Raw genomic sequence first — 16,361 nt, 5'->3', positions numbered from 1 at the left:
GGGGGAGGACGCCGCCGAACCGATAACCTGGGATCATGACGCACTCCGGCAATCCCTTCGGTCAGGTGCTCGTCGCGCTCATCACTCCGATGACCGCCGACGGCGAAGTCGATTGGCCCGCCACCGAGAAGCACATCGACGACGTCATCACCGCCGGGGCCGACGGCATCGTCGTCACCGGCACCACGGGCGAGACCTCGACGCTCACCGACCCCGAGAAGCTGCGTCTGGTCGAGGTCGGCAAGAGCGTGTCGGCCGGTCGCGCCAAGATCATCACGGGCGGCGGCTCGAACGAGACCGCGCACGCGATCGAGCTCTACAAGGCCAGCGAGAAGGCCGGCGCCGACGGCATCATGATCGTCACGCCGTACTACAACAAGCCCACGCAGGCCGGCATCCTGACGCACTTCCGTCTCGTCGCCGACGCGACCGACCTGCCGGTCATCCTCTACGACATCCCCGGCCGCACGGGTGTGCCCATCACGTACGAGACGATCCTGCGCCTCGCGAAGCACCCCAACATCCTCGCGATCAAAGACGCCAAGGGCGACTTCAGCGAGGTCAGCCGGGTGCTGAACCAGACCGACCTGATGTACTTCTCGGGCGACGACGCCAACGTCCTCCCGCACCTCTCGATCGGCGCGTCCGGCCTCATCGGCGTCACGGCGAACATCGCCGCCGCGCCCTACCGGACGATCGTGGATGCCGTGAACGCGGGCGATCTGGCGTCCGCCACCGCTGCGCACAAAGGCCTCGAACCGCTCGTCCGCGCCGTCATGACGCACGTACCGGGCACGGTCGCGGCGAAGTACATCCTGCACGGCCTCGGCCGCATCGGCAGCCCCCGGGTCCGCCTGCCCCTCGTCGGGCCGGAGGAGTGGGAAGCCGCCGTCATCGAAGACGAGTTGGCCCTCGTGAAGAACGTGGCCGGCGCCGACTTCTCCAACTTCCGCCCCGACCGCAACGCGGCCGCCGGCGGCGCGCTGCCGAAGGTGCACGGCACCACGAGATAAGCATCGGCGTCCGCCGAACCGCGGCCAGGGACGCCACACAGAGGGATGCCGCACGGCGGCATCCGAGGAGGCACATATGCCCACTACCCCGTTCGATCCGCCCGCGCTCGCCGCGGGCACCCTCCGCGTCATCCCGCTCGGCGGCCTCGGCGAAGTCGGTCGCAACATGACCGTCTTCGAGTACGACGGCAAGCTGCTCGTCGTCGACTGCGGCGTGCTCTTCCCCGAGGAGCACCAGCCCGGCGTCGACCTGATCCTGCCCGATTTCGAGCCCATCCGGCACCGTCTCGACGACATCGTCGGCGTCGTGCTGACCCACGGCCACGAGGACCACATCGGCGCCGTCCCCTACCTGCTCAAGCTCAAGGGCGACATCCCCCTCATCGGCTCGGGGCTCACCCTCGCTCTCATCGAGGCGAAGTTGAAAGAGCACCGCATCCGCCCGTACACCCTCACGGTGGCGGAGGGGCAGCGCGAGCAGGTCGGTCCGTTCGATCTCGAGTTCGTCGCGGTCAACCACTCGATCCCCGACGCCCTCGCCGTCGCGATCCGCACCCCTGCGGGTCTCGTTCTCGCCACGGGCGACTTCAAGATGGATCAGCTGCCGCTCGACGGTCGCATCACCGATCTCCGTGCGTTCGCGCGTCTCGGCGAGGAGGGCGTCGACCTGTTCCTCGTCGACTCCACCAACGCCGACGTGCCCGGGTTCACGCCCACGGAGCGCGGCATCGGCCCCGTGCTCGACCAGGTGATCGCCAAGGCGCCTCGCCGTGTCGTCGTCGCGAGCTTCTCCAGCCACGTGCACCGGGTGCAGCAGGTGCTCGACGCCGCCCACGCGAACGGTCGACGTGTGGCGCTGCTCGGGCGCAGCATGGTGCGCAACATGGGGATCGCGGCCGACCTCGGCTACCTGAACGTGCCGGACGGCGTGCTCATCGACTACAAGAAGGCGCGCGACCTGCCCGACGACAAGATCGTCTACATGTCGACCGGGTCGCAGGGCGAGCCGATGGCCGTCCTCAGCCGCATGGCCAACCTGGATCACGCGATCGAACCCGGCGAGGGCGACACGATCATCCTGGCATCCAGCCAGATCCCCGGGAACGAGAACGCGATCTACCGCGTCATCGACGGGCTGACGAAGCTCGGCGCGACCGTGGTGCACAAGGGAAATGCCAAGGTGCACGTCTCGGGTCACGCCGCGGCGGGCGAGCTGCTGTACTGCTACAACATCCTCAAGCCCAAGAACGTCCTCCCCGTGCACGGCGAGTACCGCCACCTGATGGCGAACGCCAAACTCGCTCGCGAGACCGGCATCCCCGAGAAGAACACCATCCTCGGCGAGAACGGCACGGTCGTCGATCTGCGCGACGGCGTGGCCGAGGTCGTGGGCCAGGTCGACATCGGCTTCGTGTACGTCGACGGGTCATCGGTGGGCGAGATCACGGATGCCGACCTGAAGGACCGACGCATCCTCGGCGAGGAGGGCTTCATCTCGGTCATCGTCGTCGTCGACTCCGCGACCGGCAAGATCGTGTCGGGACCCGAGATCCATGCCCGCGGCGTCGCGGAGGACGACAAGGTCTTCGACAGCGTGAAGCCGAAGATCGCGGCGGCACTGGCCGAGGCGGCGAAGTCGGGGGTCCGCGACAACCACGCGTTGTCCCAGGTCGTGCGTCGCACGATCGGACGCTGGGTCAACCAGTCGCTTCGTCGTCGGCCCATGATCGTACCGATGGTCATCGAGGCCTGAGCAGCCGAGCAGAGCGGAGCGCCGCGGGGATCCCCCCGCGGCGCTCCGTCGTTCCCGGGTTCCGTCTGCGATCACGCCGTGAGGCGAGGCGGGCCTGTTCGGGGCGCCCGGGCGGTCGTCGTGGTCACGCGGGTATGCCCTCGCTCGCTATCATGCGGGCATGCCCGGTCTCCCGATCCGTGCGGCTGTCCGTTCCGACGGCGCCTTCCTCGCCGATATGACCGTCGAGGCCGCCAACTGGCGCGCCGGTGGTGCCCGCCCCCGTCACGAGGTGCTGAGCAGTCCGGACCATCGCCGATACATCGCCGGGTGGCTGCGGCCGGGCGACGCGGGCTTCGTCGCCGAATCGCCGACGGGGGAGCCGATCGGCGCCGCCTGGTATCGGATGTTCCCGCGCGACGAGCCCGGATTCGCCTGGATCGGAACGGGCGTGCCCGAGCTGATCATCGGCGTGCGGCCCGTCTGGCGGTCTCACGGAACGGGACGAGCCCTGCTGCAGCACCTCGTGGACCACGCTCGCGGCGAGGGGTATGCGCGCCTCAGCCTCAGCGTGGAGCGCGACAACTTCGCCGTGTCGCTGTACCGCTCGGAGGCGTTCGCCGTCGTGCGGCGGGGGATCGGCCGCGACGTCATGGTCAAGCGCCTGCGCTGAACCCCGCGTCGGTACCTGCGAATGTCAGGGGTCGCGCCTACCGTGGAGGCATGGCTCGTACCTCGTCCCCGTCCGGCGGTCGCGCCCCCGCGAAGGGGTCGTCGCGATCGAAAGCCTCGGCGCCCGCGCCGAAGCGCTACGTAGACGAGCCCGAGAAGCCTCCCGTCGCCGCCCGCGCGTGGATGGCGGTCGCCCACGGCGTCGGCGGGATGTTCCGGGCGTTCGGCCCCGAGAACCTGGAGCGCGATCAGCGACGCGACGGCTTCCCGTTCTTCCTGGTCGTGCTCGCCGTCCTCGGTGCGGTCGTCGAGTGGTTCTTCATCGGCACAGAGGCCGCTGCCCTCATCAGCGCCTACAGCTTCGGCGCGCTCTTCGGCCGCGTCGCGTTCGTGCTCCCCGTCCTGCTCCTGCTGCTGGCGGGCTGGCTCTTCCGGCATCCCGCATCCGTGCACGACAACGGCCGCGTCGGCATCGGATTCGGGCTGTTCATCGTCACGCTCGCCGGCTTCTGTCACGTCGCCGGTGGTCGTCCCGTGCCGAGCGAAGGCGGACTGCCCGCCCTCAGCCCGGCGGGCGGCATCGCGGGCTGGATCGTGGGGGAGCCCCTGGCCTTCGCGCTCACCGACGTGGGCGCCTACATCGCGCTCTCCCTGGTGGCAGTGCTCAGCGTGCTGATCCTCACCAAGACGCCCCCCAACCGCATCGGACGTCGGCTCGGCGATCTCTACGCCTGGATGTTCGGGGTCGAGCGCTCCGAGCAGAGCGATGCCACCACGAAGGTCCTCGCCGTCGACGACGCCGACGACGAGCCCGCCGAGAAGTCGCTGCCCTGGTGGCGACGCAACAGGTCGGGCCGCGAAGAGGACGCCGACGGATCCCTCGGCTCCGACGACCTCACGACCCTGCTCTCGCCCGGAACGACGCAGGGTGGTTTCGAGTCGGCGATGGTCGAGCCGGAGCCCGTCGCGCCCCGTGCGAAGGCGCCGACCCCGCCGCCGGTCCCGCCCGCGCCCGATGCCCTCACCGAGGTCTTCGACGCGAGTGCTCTCGCCGGTGCCGTATCCGGCCGCGGTCTGCACGACGACTCGTCGATCGATCTGGGCGACGACGACGATCTGCCGGGCATCTCGGGGCTCGGCGGCGACAGTGCCGGTGCGCCGCCCGCCGCGAACTACCGTCTGCCCGCCGTGACGGCGCTCGCGACCGGGACGCCCCCCAAGGCCCGCTCCGCGGCGAACGACGCGGTGGTCGCCGCCATCGAGAGCGTGATGGAGCAGTTCAAGGTCGACGCGCGGGTGACCGGGTTCTCGCGTGGTCCGACCGTCACGCAGTACGAGATCGAGGTCGGGCCCGGGGTGAAGGTCGAGCGCATCACCGCGCTGACCAACAACATCGCCTACGCCGTCGCCTCCAACGAGGTCCGCATCCTCGCCCCGATCCCCGGCAAGAGCGCGATCGGCGTCGAGATCCCGAACGCCGACCGCGAGATCGTGACGCTCGGCGACATCCTCCGATCGGATGCCGCGACCTCGTCGACGCATCCCATGACCATCGGCGTGGGCAAAGACGTCGGCGGCGGCTTCGTCGTGGCCAACCTGGCCAAGATGCCCCACCTTCTGGTCGCCGGATCGACGGGTTCGGGCAAGTCGAGCTTCGTCAACTCGATGATCACCAGCCTCCTGATGCGCGCCAAGCCGTCCGACGTGCGCATGGTGCTCATCGACCCCAAGCGCGTCGAGTTGACGTCCTACGCGGGGGTGCCCCACCTGATCACGCCGATCATCACGAACCCCAAGAAGGCCGCCGAAGCGCTGCAGTGGGTCGTGAAGGAGATGGACATGCGGTACGACGACCTCGCGTCGTTCGGCTTCCGTCACATCGACGACTTCAACAAGGCGGTCGTCGCGGGGGAGATCCAGCTGCCGGCCGGGAGCGAGCGGGTGCTCAAGCCCTATCCGTATCTTCTGGTCGTCGTCGACGAGCTGGCCGACCTCATGATGGTCGCCCCCCGCGACGTCGAGGACTCGATCGTCCGCATCACCCAGCTCGCCCGCGCGAGCGGCATCCACCTCGTCCTGGCGACGCAGCGTCCGTCGGTCGATGTCGTGACCGGCCTCATCAAGGCGAACGTGCCCTCGCGCCTCGCCTTCGCCGTGACGAGCGTCACCGACTCCCGCGTCATCCTGGATCAGCCCGGTGCCGACCGGTTGATCGGTCAGGGCGACGGTCTCTTCCTGCCCATGGGGGCGTCCAAGGCCGTCCGCGTGCAGGGAGCGTGGGTGAGCGAGCAGGAGATCGAGAAGGTCGTCGCTCACGTCACGCAGCAGGCTCGGCCCGAGTACCGCGCCGACGTGCAGGCGGCCGCCGAGAAGAAGGAGATCGACGCCGACATCGGTGACGATCTCGAGCTCCTGCTCGCGGCCGCGGAGCTGGTGGTCTCGACGCAGTTCGGGTCGACCTCGATGCTCCAGCGCAAGCTGCGCGTCGGTTTCGCGAAAGCGGGGCGCCTGATGGACCTGCTCGAGTCGCGCGAGATCGTCGGTCCCTCCGAGGGATCGAAGGCCCGCGACGTGCTCGTCACCAACGAGCAGCTTCCTGCCGTCCTTGCGCGTCTGCGCGGCGATGAGGCGCCCGAGGCCCCCGCGGCCGTCGGCGACGACGACCGGTACGGCGAGGACCCGATCGAGGCGCAATACGAAGGGCTGCCTGTCGTGGAAGACGACGAGGGCTCCGAAGACGCCTGGCAGCTGACGGGACGCGACTGATGGCCGTGCACCCGCAGCTCCCCAACGCGATCACGATCGTGCGCATCCTGTGCGCACCGGTCTTCCTCTGGCTGCTTCTGGCCGACGCGGGGGAGGGCGGTGCACTCCGCTGGGCCGCCGCCATCCTGTTCATCGTCGCCATCGCGACGGACGGGGTCGACGGGTACATCGCCCGGCGATACGAGATCGTGAGCGATCTCGGCAAGCTGCTCGACCCGATCGCCGACAAGGCCCTCACCGGAGTGGCCTTCGTCGGGCTGTCCATCCTCGGCGAGCTGCCGTGGTGGGTGACCATCATCGTGCTCGTCCGTGAGATCGGCATCACGATCTACCGGTTCATCGTCGTCAGCAACCACGTGCTCGCCGCGGCGTGGATGGGCAAGCTCAAGACCGTCTTCCAGGCCGTCGCGCTTTCGATCGCCCTCATCCCGTTCGCCGGCCTCTCCGACGCGGGAGCATGGCAGGGCACCGTGTGGTGGGTCTCGGTCGTGACCATGACGATCGCCGTCATCCTGACCGTCGCCTCGGGCATCGACTACGTCGTGACCGAGGTCCGTGCTGCACGGCGGAGCCGAGGGCGCCGGTGATCGACGGCGTTCCCGACGACCTCGACGAGACGCTCGTCCGCGACCCGCGCGAGAGCGCGGCGGTGCTGCTGGACCGTCTCGCCGAGCTCGGGTGGACGATCGCCGTTGCGGAATCCCTCACGGGAGGTCTCGTCGTCGCATCTCTCGTCGATGTGCCGGGCGCTTCGCGGGTGGTGCGCGGGGGAGTGGTCGCTTACGCGACCGACCTCAAACACAGCGTGCTCGGAGTCGATCACGCCCTGCTCGACGCGCACGGCGCCGTTCATCCCCGCGTGGCACGCCAGATGGCGCGCGGGGTCAGAGATGTCCTCGGTGCGGACGGCGTCCCCGCCGATGTCGGCGTCGCGACGACGGGAGTGGCGGGTCCCGACGAGCAGGACGGACAGCCCGTCGGCACGGTGCACATCGCGGTCTCGACGCCGCTGGGCACCCGCGTCGACTCGCTGGTCATCGCGGGGGACCGCGACCGTATCCGCCGGGAGACCGCCCATCTGGCCATCCGGCGGGTCCTCGCGGCCCTGTGAATCCTCGTCCGTGGAGCATCGACGCCGAGTGCGGGAACAAATGATCGCACACTCCGGTTTCGTCCAGCGATTCCCATCCGGTGCACAGCGCGCGGCATTAGGGTGACCACAGATGGTGTTTTACAGTTGCTCATCCGGGCAGCGACGGAATCAGCAGTGAGGAGGGCCCCAAATGATCCTGGTTCGTCAAGAGATCGGCGAAGTCCTGCGTGACCTCCGCCAGCAGAAGGGCCGTACCCTCCGCCAGGTCGCCAGTCGCGCGAGCGTCGCCCTCGGCTATCTCAGCGAGGTCGAGCGCGGTCAGAAAGAAGCCTCGAGCGAGATCCTCGCTTCGGTAGCCGAAGCGCTCGACGTCCCCATCTCGACCATCATGCGCCAGGTGGGCGACCGGCTCTCCGTGCTCGAGGGCCTCCAGACCTTCCCCGACGTCGTCCCCGACGAACTCGTCGCCGCGGTCGAGCCCGAGCTGTCGCTGCGCTGACGTCGCGTCCGCATGCGTCGTAGCGAATTCGATCGCGCTGTCGCCGATGAGTTCGGCGCCCGCGGTGGCTCCCTGCTGACCGATCTCGTGTTGTCGGCGGTGGGGGGACGCACCAGTGCCGATGCTCTCGCGGCCGGCGTCGATCCTCGCGACGTGTGGCTCGCGCTCTGCGCTGAGACCGACGTACCGGAGAACCGTCGGTACGGCGTCGGGCGGCTCGAACCGCGTCGGTCCTGAGACGTCGATCTCGGTATCGCCTCGGTCGGCCACCCGTGAGGCCGGCTCCCTTCGACAGCGCGGATCGGGGCCGAACGGGTGCGGGCTGATGCACGCGCCCCGCAGGGCAGCGCGCCGCCGGGCTTTCGGGACTCGCAGACGAGATCCCGGCGTGTCATCGAATCTACGTTCGATTCGGGCGTAGGCTCCTTCACAACGAGCTTCGTGCCCCGTTCATCCACAGGAAGGCCGTCTCCCGACACCAATGTCGGAGGCCCTCTCTAACGTGAGGAACGTCGAACGACACTCTGAACGCCTTGTCGGGTGCCCCCATCGTCGATGGGGGACGCGACAGCCTATAGGCGACCGGAACGCGAGCAGAAAGAAGACGTCATGCCCTCACCCGCAGAGCGCGAAAAGGCCCTCGAATCCGCCCTGGCGCAGATCGACCGGCAGTTCGGAAAGGGCTCGGTCATGCGACTGGGCAGCGACGACCGCGCCCCGATCGAGACCATCCCCACCGGCTCCGTCGCCCTCGACGTGGCCCTCGGTATCGGCGGCCTGCCGCGCGGTCGCATCATCGAGATCTACGGACCGGAGTCGTCGGGTAAGACGACGCTGACGCTCCACGCCATCGCCAACGCGCAGCGTGCCGGCGGCATCGCCGCGTTCATCGACGCCGAGCACGCGCTCGACCCCGAGTACGCCAAGAAGCTCGGCGTCGACATCGACGCTCTGCTCGTGTCTCAGCCCGACACCGGTGAGCAGGCCCTCGAGATCGCCGACATGCTGATCCGCTCCGGCGCGATCGACCTCGTCGTCATCGACTCCGTCGCCGCTCTCGTGCCCGAGGCCGAGATCAAGGGCGAAATGGGCGACTCCCACGTCGGTCTCCAGGCGCGCCTCATGTCGCAGGCGCTCCGCAAGCTGACGGGTGGTCTGAACACGACCAAGACCACGGCGATCTTCATCAACCAGCTGCGCGAGAAGATCGGTGTCTTCTTCGGTTCTCCCGAGACGACGGCGGGTGGAAAGGCGCTGAAGTTCTACGCCTCCGTGCGCCTCGACATCCGTCGTATCGAGACCTTGAAAGACGGCACCGAAGCAGTCGGAAACCGCACCCGCGTCAAGGTCGTCAAGAACAAGATGGCGCCGCCCTTCAAGCAGGCCGAGTTCGACATCCTCTACGGCGTGGGGATCTCACGCGAGGGCAGCCTGATCGACTTCGGCGTCGAGCACGCCATCGTGAAGAAGTCTGGCGCGTGGTACACGTACGAGGGAGAGCAGCTCGGGCAGGGCAAGGAGAACGCCCGCAACTTCCTCATCAAGAACCCGGATGTCGCGGCCGAGATCGAGTCGAAGATCAAGACCAAGCTCGGCATCGGTGGAGCGCCTGCTGTGGCGGCACCCGCCGACGACGAGCTCGCCCAGCGCCGCCCGGCGTGATGAGCGACGACACCAAGGGCCCCGTCCGTCCGCGTTCGTCAGGCGGCGAAGACGGGCGGGGTTCCTCGGCGTCGGATTTGCCGGATTCGCCGTGGGCCCATGTCACCGATACAGGGGTCGCAACCGCGAGCGATGACGGCAGCGCGCCAGCGGATCCACCCGCTTCGCGTCACGACGACACCGGCGCGCGCACAGGCTCGACCGCCTCGAGTGAAGACGCCGACGCGCCCACAGATTCGACCGCCTCGCGTGACAGCGCCGACGCGCGCGCGGGCCGGACGGCTTCCCTGCGTGCTGTCGACACCGATCTCGCACCGGTCATTCCCCTGTTCGGGGTGTCGGCGGCGACGCGCTCCGGTCGCGCCTCCGAGGGCGCCCACCCGTCGCGCGGTCGTGCCGCTGCCGCGGATCCCACGACGGCGGGTGATGTCGCGGTCCCTCGGTCGACGCGTCCGCGACTGAGGGCGCTGAGAAGCGACACATCGTCCGGCGAGTCCGCTCACGATTCCCCCGCCGCGGCGTGGAACCTCCCCGGGGGTGATTCGCTTTCGCTCCGTGCGACAGACTCACGCGGAACCGGTGCAGACGCCGACGTCGACGATGCGCTCGAACGTGCCGAAGCGCTTCTGCTTCGCAAACTCCGTTCGCGCTCGTTGTCACTGGCGGAAGCGCGAACGGCCCTCCGCGGCGTCGACGGCGCGGACGAGGTCGTCATCGAAGAGCTGATCGTCAAGTTCGTGGATCTCGGCTATCTCGACGACGCGGCGTTCGCGGAACAACTCGCGATGTCGGCGATCGAGAAGCGCGGCGAAGGTCGTCGGGCTGTGGCCGAGACGTTGCGCAAGCGCGGCATCCCCCGAGACGTCGCGGAAGCCGCACTCGCAGAGCTTCCCGACGACGACGCGGAGCGCGCGCTGGAATTCGCCCGCACCAAAGTCCGCGGCGTGGACGGCAAAGACTACGATGCGTCGCTCCGGCGGCTGGCCGGTCAGCTGGCGCGGCGGGGATATCCGTCGTCGGTGGCTCTGTCGGCCGCGAAGACGGCTCTGAGCGAGGCGGGGATCGGACGGTCGCGGTCTTTCAGCCGGCCGACGTCAGGCGTGCGTTTCACTCCTGACGACTGACCGGGGTGAGGCGTGCGTTCGCCCTCGACCCCTATGGGGCGTGGGTTCGCCGCTGACCGGCGTGCGTTCACCCCTGACCGGTGTTCATCCCTGACCGGCGTGAGGGGAGCGTTCAGCCCTGACGACTGTTCCCGTCGGCATCCTGCGGGTCAGGCGGACGCGCGACGACACCCTGCGCCACGATGCGCGCGAGCTCGCGCCGCGACGGTGCTCCGACTTTCGAGCGCGCCTGGTACACGTGGGACTCCACGGTCCGGACGGAGAGGAACAGACGAGCGGCGATCGCCCGGTTGGTGAGCCCTTCGTTCGCGAGGAGAGCGATCTCACGTTCTCGGGCTGTGAGCTCCTCGGGCGGCGGGGAGGCAACGGGCGCCGGAGCGGGTGCGGGAGCGGGGATCACCGCTTCGGCGGCGGGCGCCGACCACAGCGCGTGAAGCCGAAGCTCATCGACAGGTCGCGCGTCGTCGGCTCCGACTGACCGGGCCGACGCCCGGCGAACCGCGTTCGTCGCGAGGGGGAGGTCCGTCGTGGCGGCCAGCTGCACGAGCTCGTCGATCTCGTCCTGCACGGCGATGTCGAGACTCACGAGCCGGTACAGGTCGCGAATCCGCAGGGCCGCTGCCGTGCAACCGCGGCTGAGATCGGCGGCGGCGCGCGCGGCGGCACGCGCCTCGGCGACCCGCGCCTCCGCGACCAGGACGGTCGTCTCGACGTAGAGACGGCTGCGACGCACGATGAGCGGCCCGTCCTCATCGACATGCGCGAGGATGGCGCGCGCCTCCTCCAGCCGCTGCGCAAGAGCCAATTCCTCCGCGACATCCAGTCGCAGCATCGCGGCCGTGGAGTCGCCCACCGCGGCCGGGTCCCGGCGCATGGCCGAGACCACCTCGCGATACGCCTGCACGGGTCGCCCGGACGCAGCGAACGCGATGGCTGCGGCGACGCCCGCGACGGTCAGTTCGGAAGAGCCGCCCTCACGCGCGGCCGGACCGAGCTCGCGTTCGAGGCGGTGCTGAGCCGCAGTGCCATCGGCCCCGGCGATCTGGTGCCCCACGAGGAGCGAGAGCAACGTCGCCAGCCGATCTCGGGTGGTGATCCCGGGTGGGCGTGGGTCCGCGTCGAGCAGACGTTGCGCGTCGCGGTAGTGGGTTCGAGCGACGGCCCAGCGGCCCCGAAGAGTCTCCATGGTGCCCGCCGTCACGAGAGCCCGCAGTCGCCCCAGGGGCGAGGCGCCGGGGATCGAGATCGCCAGCTCGGCGAGTTCGCTCGCCTTCGCGGAGTCGAGCCGGTCACCCGCCCGCGCCGCCTCGCCGAGCAGGCGCTCCACCTGGGCGTCCGCCTCGGCCTGCTCGGGCGAGATCCGCGCCGCATCGGTGGAGAGCGGCATTCCCGCCGCCGCTCTGTACGCCTGCAGACGAGCGATCCGGCGGCGGGCGGAACCGTCGGCGACGACGCCGTCCGGGTCGACCACATCGGGCCGCGCGAGAGCGGTTTCGATGTGCAGCGCGGGGTCATCGACGGCAGCGAGGCCGCGCGCGGCGTGGGCGGCCGCATGGGCGGGGTCCCCGCGGTCATTCGCCTCTCGCGCCGCGTCGAGTGCCACCCGGGCGCGAAGCGCCGGGTCATAGGCCGTTTCGCCCGAGGCGTCGAAACCGAGACGGTGCCATCGTTCGGAGACGGCGACCGCGATGGTGGAGCTCCACCAGCGGTCGGCCTCGGCGAGCATGCGTCTGCCGGCGCCGTCGATGATCGCATCGACGACATCGTCGCCGAGTTGCCGGTGCGCCTGGAGCGCGAAGAGATCGTTGGCCGTGAGGCGCTGTTCCGCCGAGGAATCGGCGTGGAGGAGGCCGCTGCCGAGAAGCGCGCCGACGGCCTCGGGGTCGAACAGGCGTGTGGCGACCGCGAACTCGAGGTGGGCCAGGCGGCGCACACCGGCCAGGCACTCGAGGTCCTGCCGCAGAAAGCCGGCGACGTGGCGTTCCACCGCGACGGCGAGTCGGCTGTCGGGGGCGACGGAGCGGACCGCCCGGAGCGGATCGCGGCCGTCGCGGGCAGCCCGGAGCGCCTCCAGCACGAGCTGACGCAGCAGTGTGCGGGAGCCGTCCGCGCGCCAGATGAGGCCCGCCCGCGTCGGCACGTCGAGCAGATCCGCGTCAGGGAAGAGCGCGATCATGCGCCGTGCGTCGTCGTCGGTGAGCTCCGACAGGTCGATGCGTCGAGCGAAGCCGTCCATCCAGAGGTCGAGGAACGTGCGGCGCACCTCGTCGGCGTCATCGGGGCGGTACCGCGACCGAGGGCGAGCGGTGCGCAGCCCGACGACAGCGGTCGCCCGGCCTGCGGCCACCGCATGGGCGAGCGCACGCGCTGAGGCGGGATCGAGGGCGTCGACGTCGTCGATGACGACCACGCCCTCGATCCGCGTCGGTGATCCTTCGCTCAGATGGCGCAGGGCGGGGTGGCCGGTAGCGACTAGGGCTCCGAATGGGACGGCCCTCAGCGCTGAGGCCGGCCGGACGATGATGACCTCGCGTCCGCGCTTCTCGACCTCCGCCGTGATGGCCCGGAGGACGTAGCTACGGCCGCTTCCACGTGGCCCCGCCACCACCATGGAGACGCCGGCCTGCACACGGGATGCCAGGTCGATCACATCCCGATCGGAACCGATCACTGCGCGCGACCACGAGGTCGCCTGTTCTGTCCGCATACTTCTCCCCCCGGATACCCGCAGGCGGACGGGTCAGCGTGGGCACACACTATCGATCAGCTATGCGCGCCGCTAGGCCGGTGAACGAAGGAACGTGGGCGTTTCGCGATCAGCGTCGTCCGGCGGTACGCGTCGAGGTCTGGGGGCACGGGCTTTAGAATTGCTCGCATCATGACCACCCCCGTCTCCTCTCCGACGCTCATCGCGCCCTCCGCCGCCGCCCAGGGCGACGCCGGTGCGCGCACCTATGAAGTCCGCACGTTCGGATGCCAGATGAACGTGCACGACTCCGAGCGCCTCAGCGGGTCACTCGAGAGCGCCGGCTACGTGCGCGCCGAGGCGGGCACCGAGGCCGACGTCGTGGTCATCAACACGTGCGCGGTGCGCGACAACGCCGCGGGAAAGCTCTACGGAACACTGGGTCACCTGAAGTCGCGCAAGGACGCGCGAGCGGGCATGCAGATCGCCGTCGGCGGCTGCCTCGCGCAGATGGACAAAGAAGCCGTCCAGCAGAAAGCGCCGTGGGTCGACGTCGTCTTCGGAACACACAACATGGGCTCGCTCCCCGGCATGCTCGAGCGTGCCCGCCACAACGGCGAAGCGGAGCTGGAGATCCTCGAGTCGCTCGAGATCTTCCCGTCCACGCTGCCCACCAAGCGCGACTCGGTGCACAGCGGGTGGGTCTCGATCTCGGTCGGTTGCAACAACACCTGCACGTTCTGCATCGTGCCGAGCCTGCGCGGCAAGGAGAAGGACCGCCGCCCGGGCGACATCCTGAACGAGATCCGCCTGCTCGTCGACGACGGCGCGATCGAGGTCACCCTGCTCGGCCAGAATGTCAATTCGTACGGCGTCGAGTTCGGCGACCGTCTCGCGTTCGGCAAGCTGCTGCGCGCGGCGGGCGAGATCGAGGGCCTCGAGCGCATCCGGTTCACCAGCCCCCATCCGGCGGCCTTCACCGACGACGTCATCGCGGCGATGGCCGAGACCCCGGCGGTCATGCCGCAGCTGCACATGCCCCTGCAGTCCGGTTCCGACCGCATCCTCAAGGCGATGCGTCGGTCGTACCGCAGCGAGAAGTTCCTCGGCATCCTGGACCGCGTGCGCGAGCGCATCCCGCACGCGGCGATCACGACCGACATCATCGTGGGATTCCCGGGCGAGACCGACGAAGACTTCGAAGAGACCATGCGCGTGGTCGAGGCCTCGCGGTTCTCGAGCGCCTTCACGTTCCAGTACTCGATCCGCGAGGGCACACCGGCCGCGACCATGGCCGATCAGGTGCCGAAGGCCGTCGTGCAGGAGCGCTTCGAGCGGCTGATCGCCCTGCAGGACCGGATCTCGGCCGAGGAGAACCAGAAGCAGCTCGGCCGCACCCTCGAGGTCCTCGTCTCGGCGGGGGAGGGCAAGAAGGATGCCGAGACCCACCGCCTGACCGGCCGCGCCGAAGACAACCGCCTCGTGCACTTCGAGCTGCCGGCGGGCTCGGCCGTGCCGCGTCCGGGCGACGTCGTGTCGGTCACGGTGACCCACGCGGCGCCCTTCCACCTGCTCGCCGACGCCGTCGACGGCGCGCCGCTGCGCATCCGTCGCACCCGCGCCGGCGACGCGTGGGACCGGTCGCAGGCCGAGTCGTGCGCAGTGCCGGCGCCCGCCGGCGAAGCCAGCGCGCCGCGCGCGGTGTCGCTCGGACTCCCCACGCTGCGCGTGGGCGTGTGACGAGCCCGTCCCTCTGGGCGGTCGTCGGAGCCACCGGCACCGGCAAGACCGGTCTTTCCCTCGCCCTCGCGGAGGCTCTCGCGGCCGAGGGGCGGCCGGCCGAGATCGTGAACGCCGACGCGATGCAGCTGTACCGCGGCATGGACATCGGAACCGCGAAGATCCCGGTCGCCGAGCGCCGCGGCATCCCGCATCACCTCTTCGACGATCTCACGGTGACCGACGAGGCCGCGGTGGCCTGGTACCAGGATGCCGCCCGCGCGGCGATCTCCGAGATCCACTCCCGGGGCGCCGAGGCGATCCTCGTCGGCGGCTCGGGGCTCTACGTCTCGAGCGTGCTGTGGGACTTCCGTTTCCCCCCGCGGGATGAGGCATTGCGCGCCCGCCTCGAGGCGGAGCTCGGGCGCGAGGGCCCGGGTGCGCTCTTCGCGCGGCTCCGCGAGGCCGATCCCCGTGCGGCGGCGAACATCGACCCGCGCAACGGGCGACGCGTGGTGCGCGCGCTCGAGGTGCTGGCCCAGGGCGGCCAGACGCACGGCGGTGCCCTTCCGGATGCGCCGGAACCGTGGCATCCGTCGACGCGTATCGTGACGACGCACGTGGAACGCGAGCAGCTCGTGTCGATGCTCGACGAGCGCGTCGAGGGGATGTGGGCCGCGGGCCTCGTCGACGAGGTCGAGAGGCTGCGCGGCGAAGGACTCGAGCGAGGCGTCACGGCGTCACGAGCGATCGGGTACGCGCAGGCGCTCGCCCAGCTGCGCGGCGACCTGACGCGCGCGGAGGCCATCGCGCAGACGCAGGCCCTCACCCGGCGGTACGCGCGCCGACAGGTGTCGTGGTTCCGCCGTTACGCCGATGCCCGCGTCGTCGACGCCCGGACGACGGATGCCGCGCACCTCGTGCGCGCGACAGTGGGAGATGATCGATGACCATCGCGATCCGCGCATTCGTGCCGTCCGACGAGGACGCCGTCGTCGCCCTGTGGGAGGACGCGGGGCTGACCAGGCCCTGGAACGACCCGCGCGCCGATATCCGCCGGAAGCTGACCGTGCAGCCCGAGCTCTTCCTCGTCGCCGTCGACGGGGACGCGCTCGTCGGCAGCGTGATGGCGGGCTACGACGGACACCGCGGGTGGCTCTACTACCTGGCCGCCGCGGCCTCGCACCGCGGGCGGGGAGTGGGGCGGACGCTCGTGGCCGAGGCAGAGCGGCTGCTGGAGGAGATGGGCTGCCCCAAGGTGCAGCTCATGGTGCGCCCCGACAACACCGGAGCGCGGGGCTTCTACGACGCGCTCGGCTACGAGCCGTTCGAGACCTGGGCCACCGGCCGGCGACTGATCGTCGACGGTCCCGGACGACCCGACTGAGGCCGCCC

The 16,361-nt window shown here is 69.9% G+C and carries 14 protein-coding genes; 13 read left to right on the top strand and 1 reads right to left on the bottom strand.

The annotated features are described in order from the left end of the window. Nucleotides 1-35: 35 nt before the first annotated feature. The 10 genes from dapA (at nucleotide 36) to RWH45_RS01085 (ending at nucleotide 10,561) form a co-directional block, all read left to right on the top strand. Entirely contained in the window at nucleotides 36-1,013 is a 978-nt protein-coding gene (dapA, locus tag RWH45_RS01130; RefSeq protein ID WP_315993092.1) for a 4-hydroxy-tetrahydrodipicolinate synthase, read from the top strand. Nucleotides 1,014-1,089: 76 nt separating this feature from the next. Then, nucleotides 1,090-2,766 carry a ribonuclease J gene (locus RWH45_RS01125; protein ID WP_315993091.1) on the top strand — a complete coding sequence of 559 codons (1,677 nt, stop codon included), beginning with the start codon at nucleotides 1,090-1,092 and terminating at the stop codon, nucleotides 2,764-2,766. A 160-nt stretch (nucleotides 2,767-2,926) separates the two neighbouring features. Further along, complete coding sequence (locus tag RWH45_RS01120) at nucleotides 2,927-3,418, top strand: GNAT family N-acetyltransferase (RefSeq protein WP_315993090.1); 492 nt, start codon at nucleotides 2,927-2,929, stop codon at nucleotides 3,416-3,418. 50 nt (nucleotides 3,419-3,468) lie between these two features. After that, complete coding sequence (locus RWH45_RS01115; protein ID WP_315993089.1) at nucleotides 3,469-6,183, top strand: FtsK/SpoIIIE family DNA translocase; 2,715 nt, start codon at nucleotides 3,469-3,471, stop codon at nucleotides 6,181-6,183. After that, nucleotides 6,183-6,770: a CDP-diacylglycerol--glycerol-3-phosphate 3-phosphatidyltransferase gene (gene pgsA, locus RWH45_RS01110; protein ID WP_315993088.1), complete on the top strand. Its 588-nt coding sequence runs from the start codon at nucleotides 6,183-6,185 to the stop codon at nucleotides 6,768-6,770. The genes RWH45_RS01115 and pgsA overlap by 1 nt, the downstream gene beginning before the upstream one ends. Further along, entirely contained in the window at nucleotides 6,767-7,294 is a 528-nt protein-coding gene (locus RWH45_RS01105) for a CinA family protein (protein WP_315993087.1), read from the top strand. The genes pgsA and RWH45_RS01105 overlap by 4 nt, the downstream gene beginning before the upstream one ends. A gap of 172 nt (nucleotides 7,295-7,466) precedes the next feature. Continuing rightward, nucleotides 7,467-7,775, top strand: a complete 309-nt coding sequence (locus tag RWH45_RS01100; protein ID WP_108319449.1) for a helix-turn-helix domain-containing protein — start codon at nucleotides 7,467-7,469, stop codon at nucleotides 7,773-7,775. A 12-nt stretch (nucleotides 7,776-7,787) separates the two neighbouring features. Further along, nucleotides 7,788-8,012: a DUF3046 domain-containing protein gene (locus RWH45_RS01095; protein ID WP_108319447.1), complete on the top strand. Its 225-nt coding sequence runs from the start codon at nucleotides 7,788-7,790 to the stop codon at nucleotides 8,010-8,012. Nucleotides 8,013-8,384: 372 nt separating this feature from the next. Next, nucleotides 8,385-9,437 (top strand): recombinase RecA, encoded by a 1,053-nt coding sequence (recA, locus tag RWH45_RS01090; protein ID WP_315993086.1) that lies wholly within the window; start codon nucleotides 8,385-8,387, stop codon nucleotides 9,435-9,437. Continuing rightward, the gene (locus RWH45_RS01085; RefSeq protein ID WP_315993085.1) at nucleotides 9,437-10,561 is read left to right on the top strand and encodes a RecX family transcriptional regulator; all 1,125 of its coding nucleotides are present in this window, start codon (nucleotides 9,437-9,439) and stop codon (nucleotides 10,559-10,561) included. Before recA ends, RWH45_RS01085 begins: the two co-directional genes overlap by 1 nt. Nucleotides 10,562-10,673: 112 nt before the next feature. Here RWH45_RS01085 and RWH45_RS01080 read toward each other — a convergent pair whose 3' ends face one another. Continuing rightward, entirely contained in the window at nucleotides 10,674-13,268 is a 2,595-nt protein-coding gene (locus tag RWH45_RS01080; RefSeq protein ID WP_315993084.1) for a LuxR C-terminal-related transcriptional regulator, read from the bottom strand. Between the two features lie 171 nt (nucleotides 13,269-13,439). On the opposite strand from RWH45_RS01080, the gene miaB reads away from it, so the two are divergent. Genes miaB through RWH45_RS01065 form a run of 3 tightly spaced genes read left to right on the top strand, consistent with a single transcriptional unit; the run spans nucleotide 13,440 to nucleotide 16,353 of the window. Beyond that, nucleotides 13,440-14,987 (top strand): tRNA (N6-isopentenyl adenosine(37)-C2)-methylthiotransferase MiaB, encoded by a 1,548-nt coding sequence (gene miaB / locus RWH45_RS01075; protein ID WP_315993083.1) that lies wholly within the window; start codon nucleotides 13,440-13,442, stop codon nucleotides 14,985-14,987. Continuing rightward, complete coding sequence (gene miaA, locus RWH45_RS01070) at nucleotides 14,984-15,916, top strand: tRNA (adenosine(37)-N6)-dimethylallyltransferase MiaA (protein ID WP_315993082.1); 933 nt, start codon at nucleotides 14,984-14,986, stop codon at nucleotides 15,914-15,916. The genes miaB and miaA overlap by 4 nt, the downstream gene beginning before the upstream one ends. Then, nucleotides 15,913-16,353 carry a GNAT family acetyltransferase gene (locus RWH45_RS01065; protein ID WP_315993081.1) on the top strand — a complete coding sequence of 147 codons (441 nt, stop codon included), beginning with the start codon at nucleotides 15,913-15,915 and terminating at the stop codon, nucleotides 16,351-16,353. The genes miaA and RWH45_RS01065 overlap by 4 nt, the downstream gene beginning before the upstream one ends. Nucleotides 16,354-16,361 lie beyond the last annotated feature (8 nt).

Origin of the sequence: Microbacterium galbum (assembly GCF_032464915.1) — a bacterium.
In the GTDB taxonomy this organism is placed as follows: domain Bacteria; phylum Actinomycetota; class Actinomycetes; order Actinomycetales; family Microbacteriaceae; genus Microbacterium; species Microbacterium galbum.
Note: the sequence above shows the minus strand (reverse complement) of the source record. Positions and strands in the feature narration are given on the sequence as shown.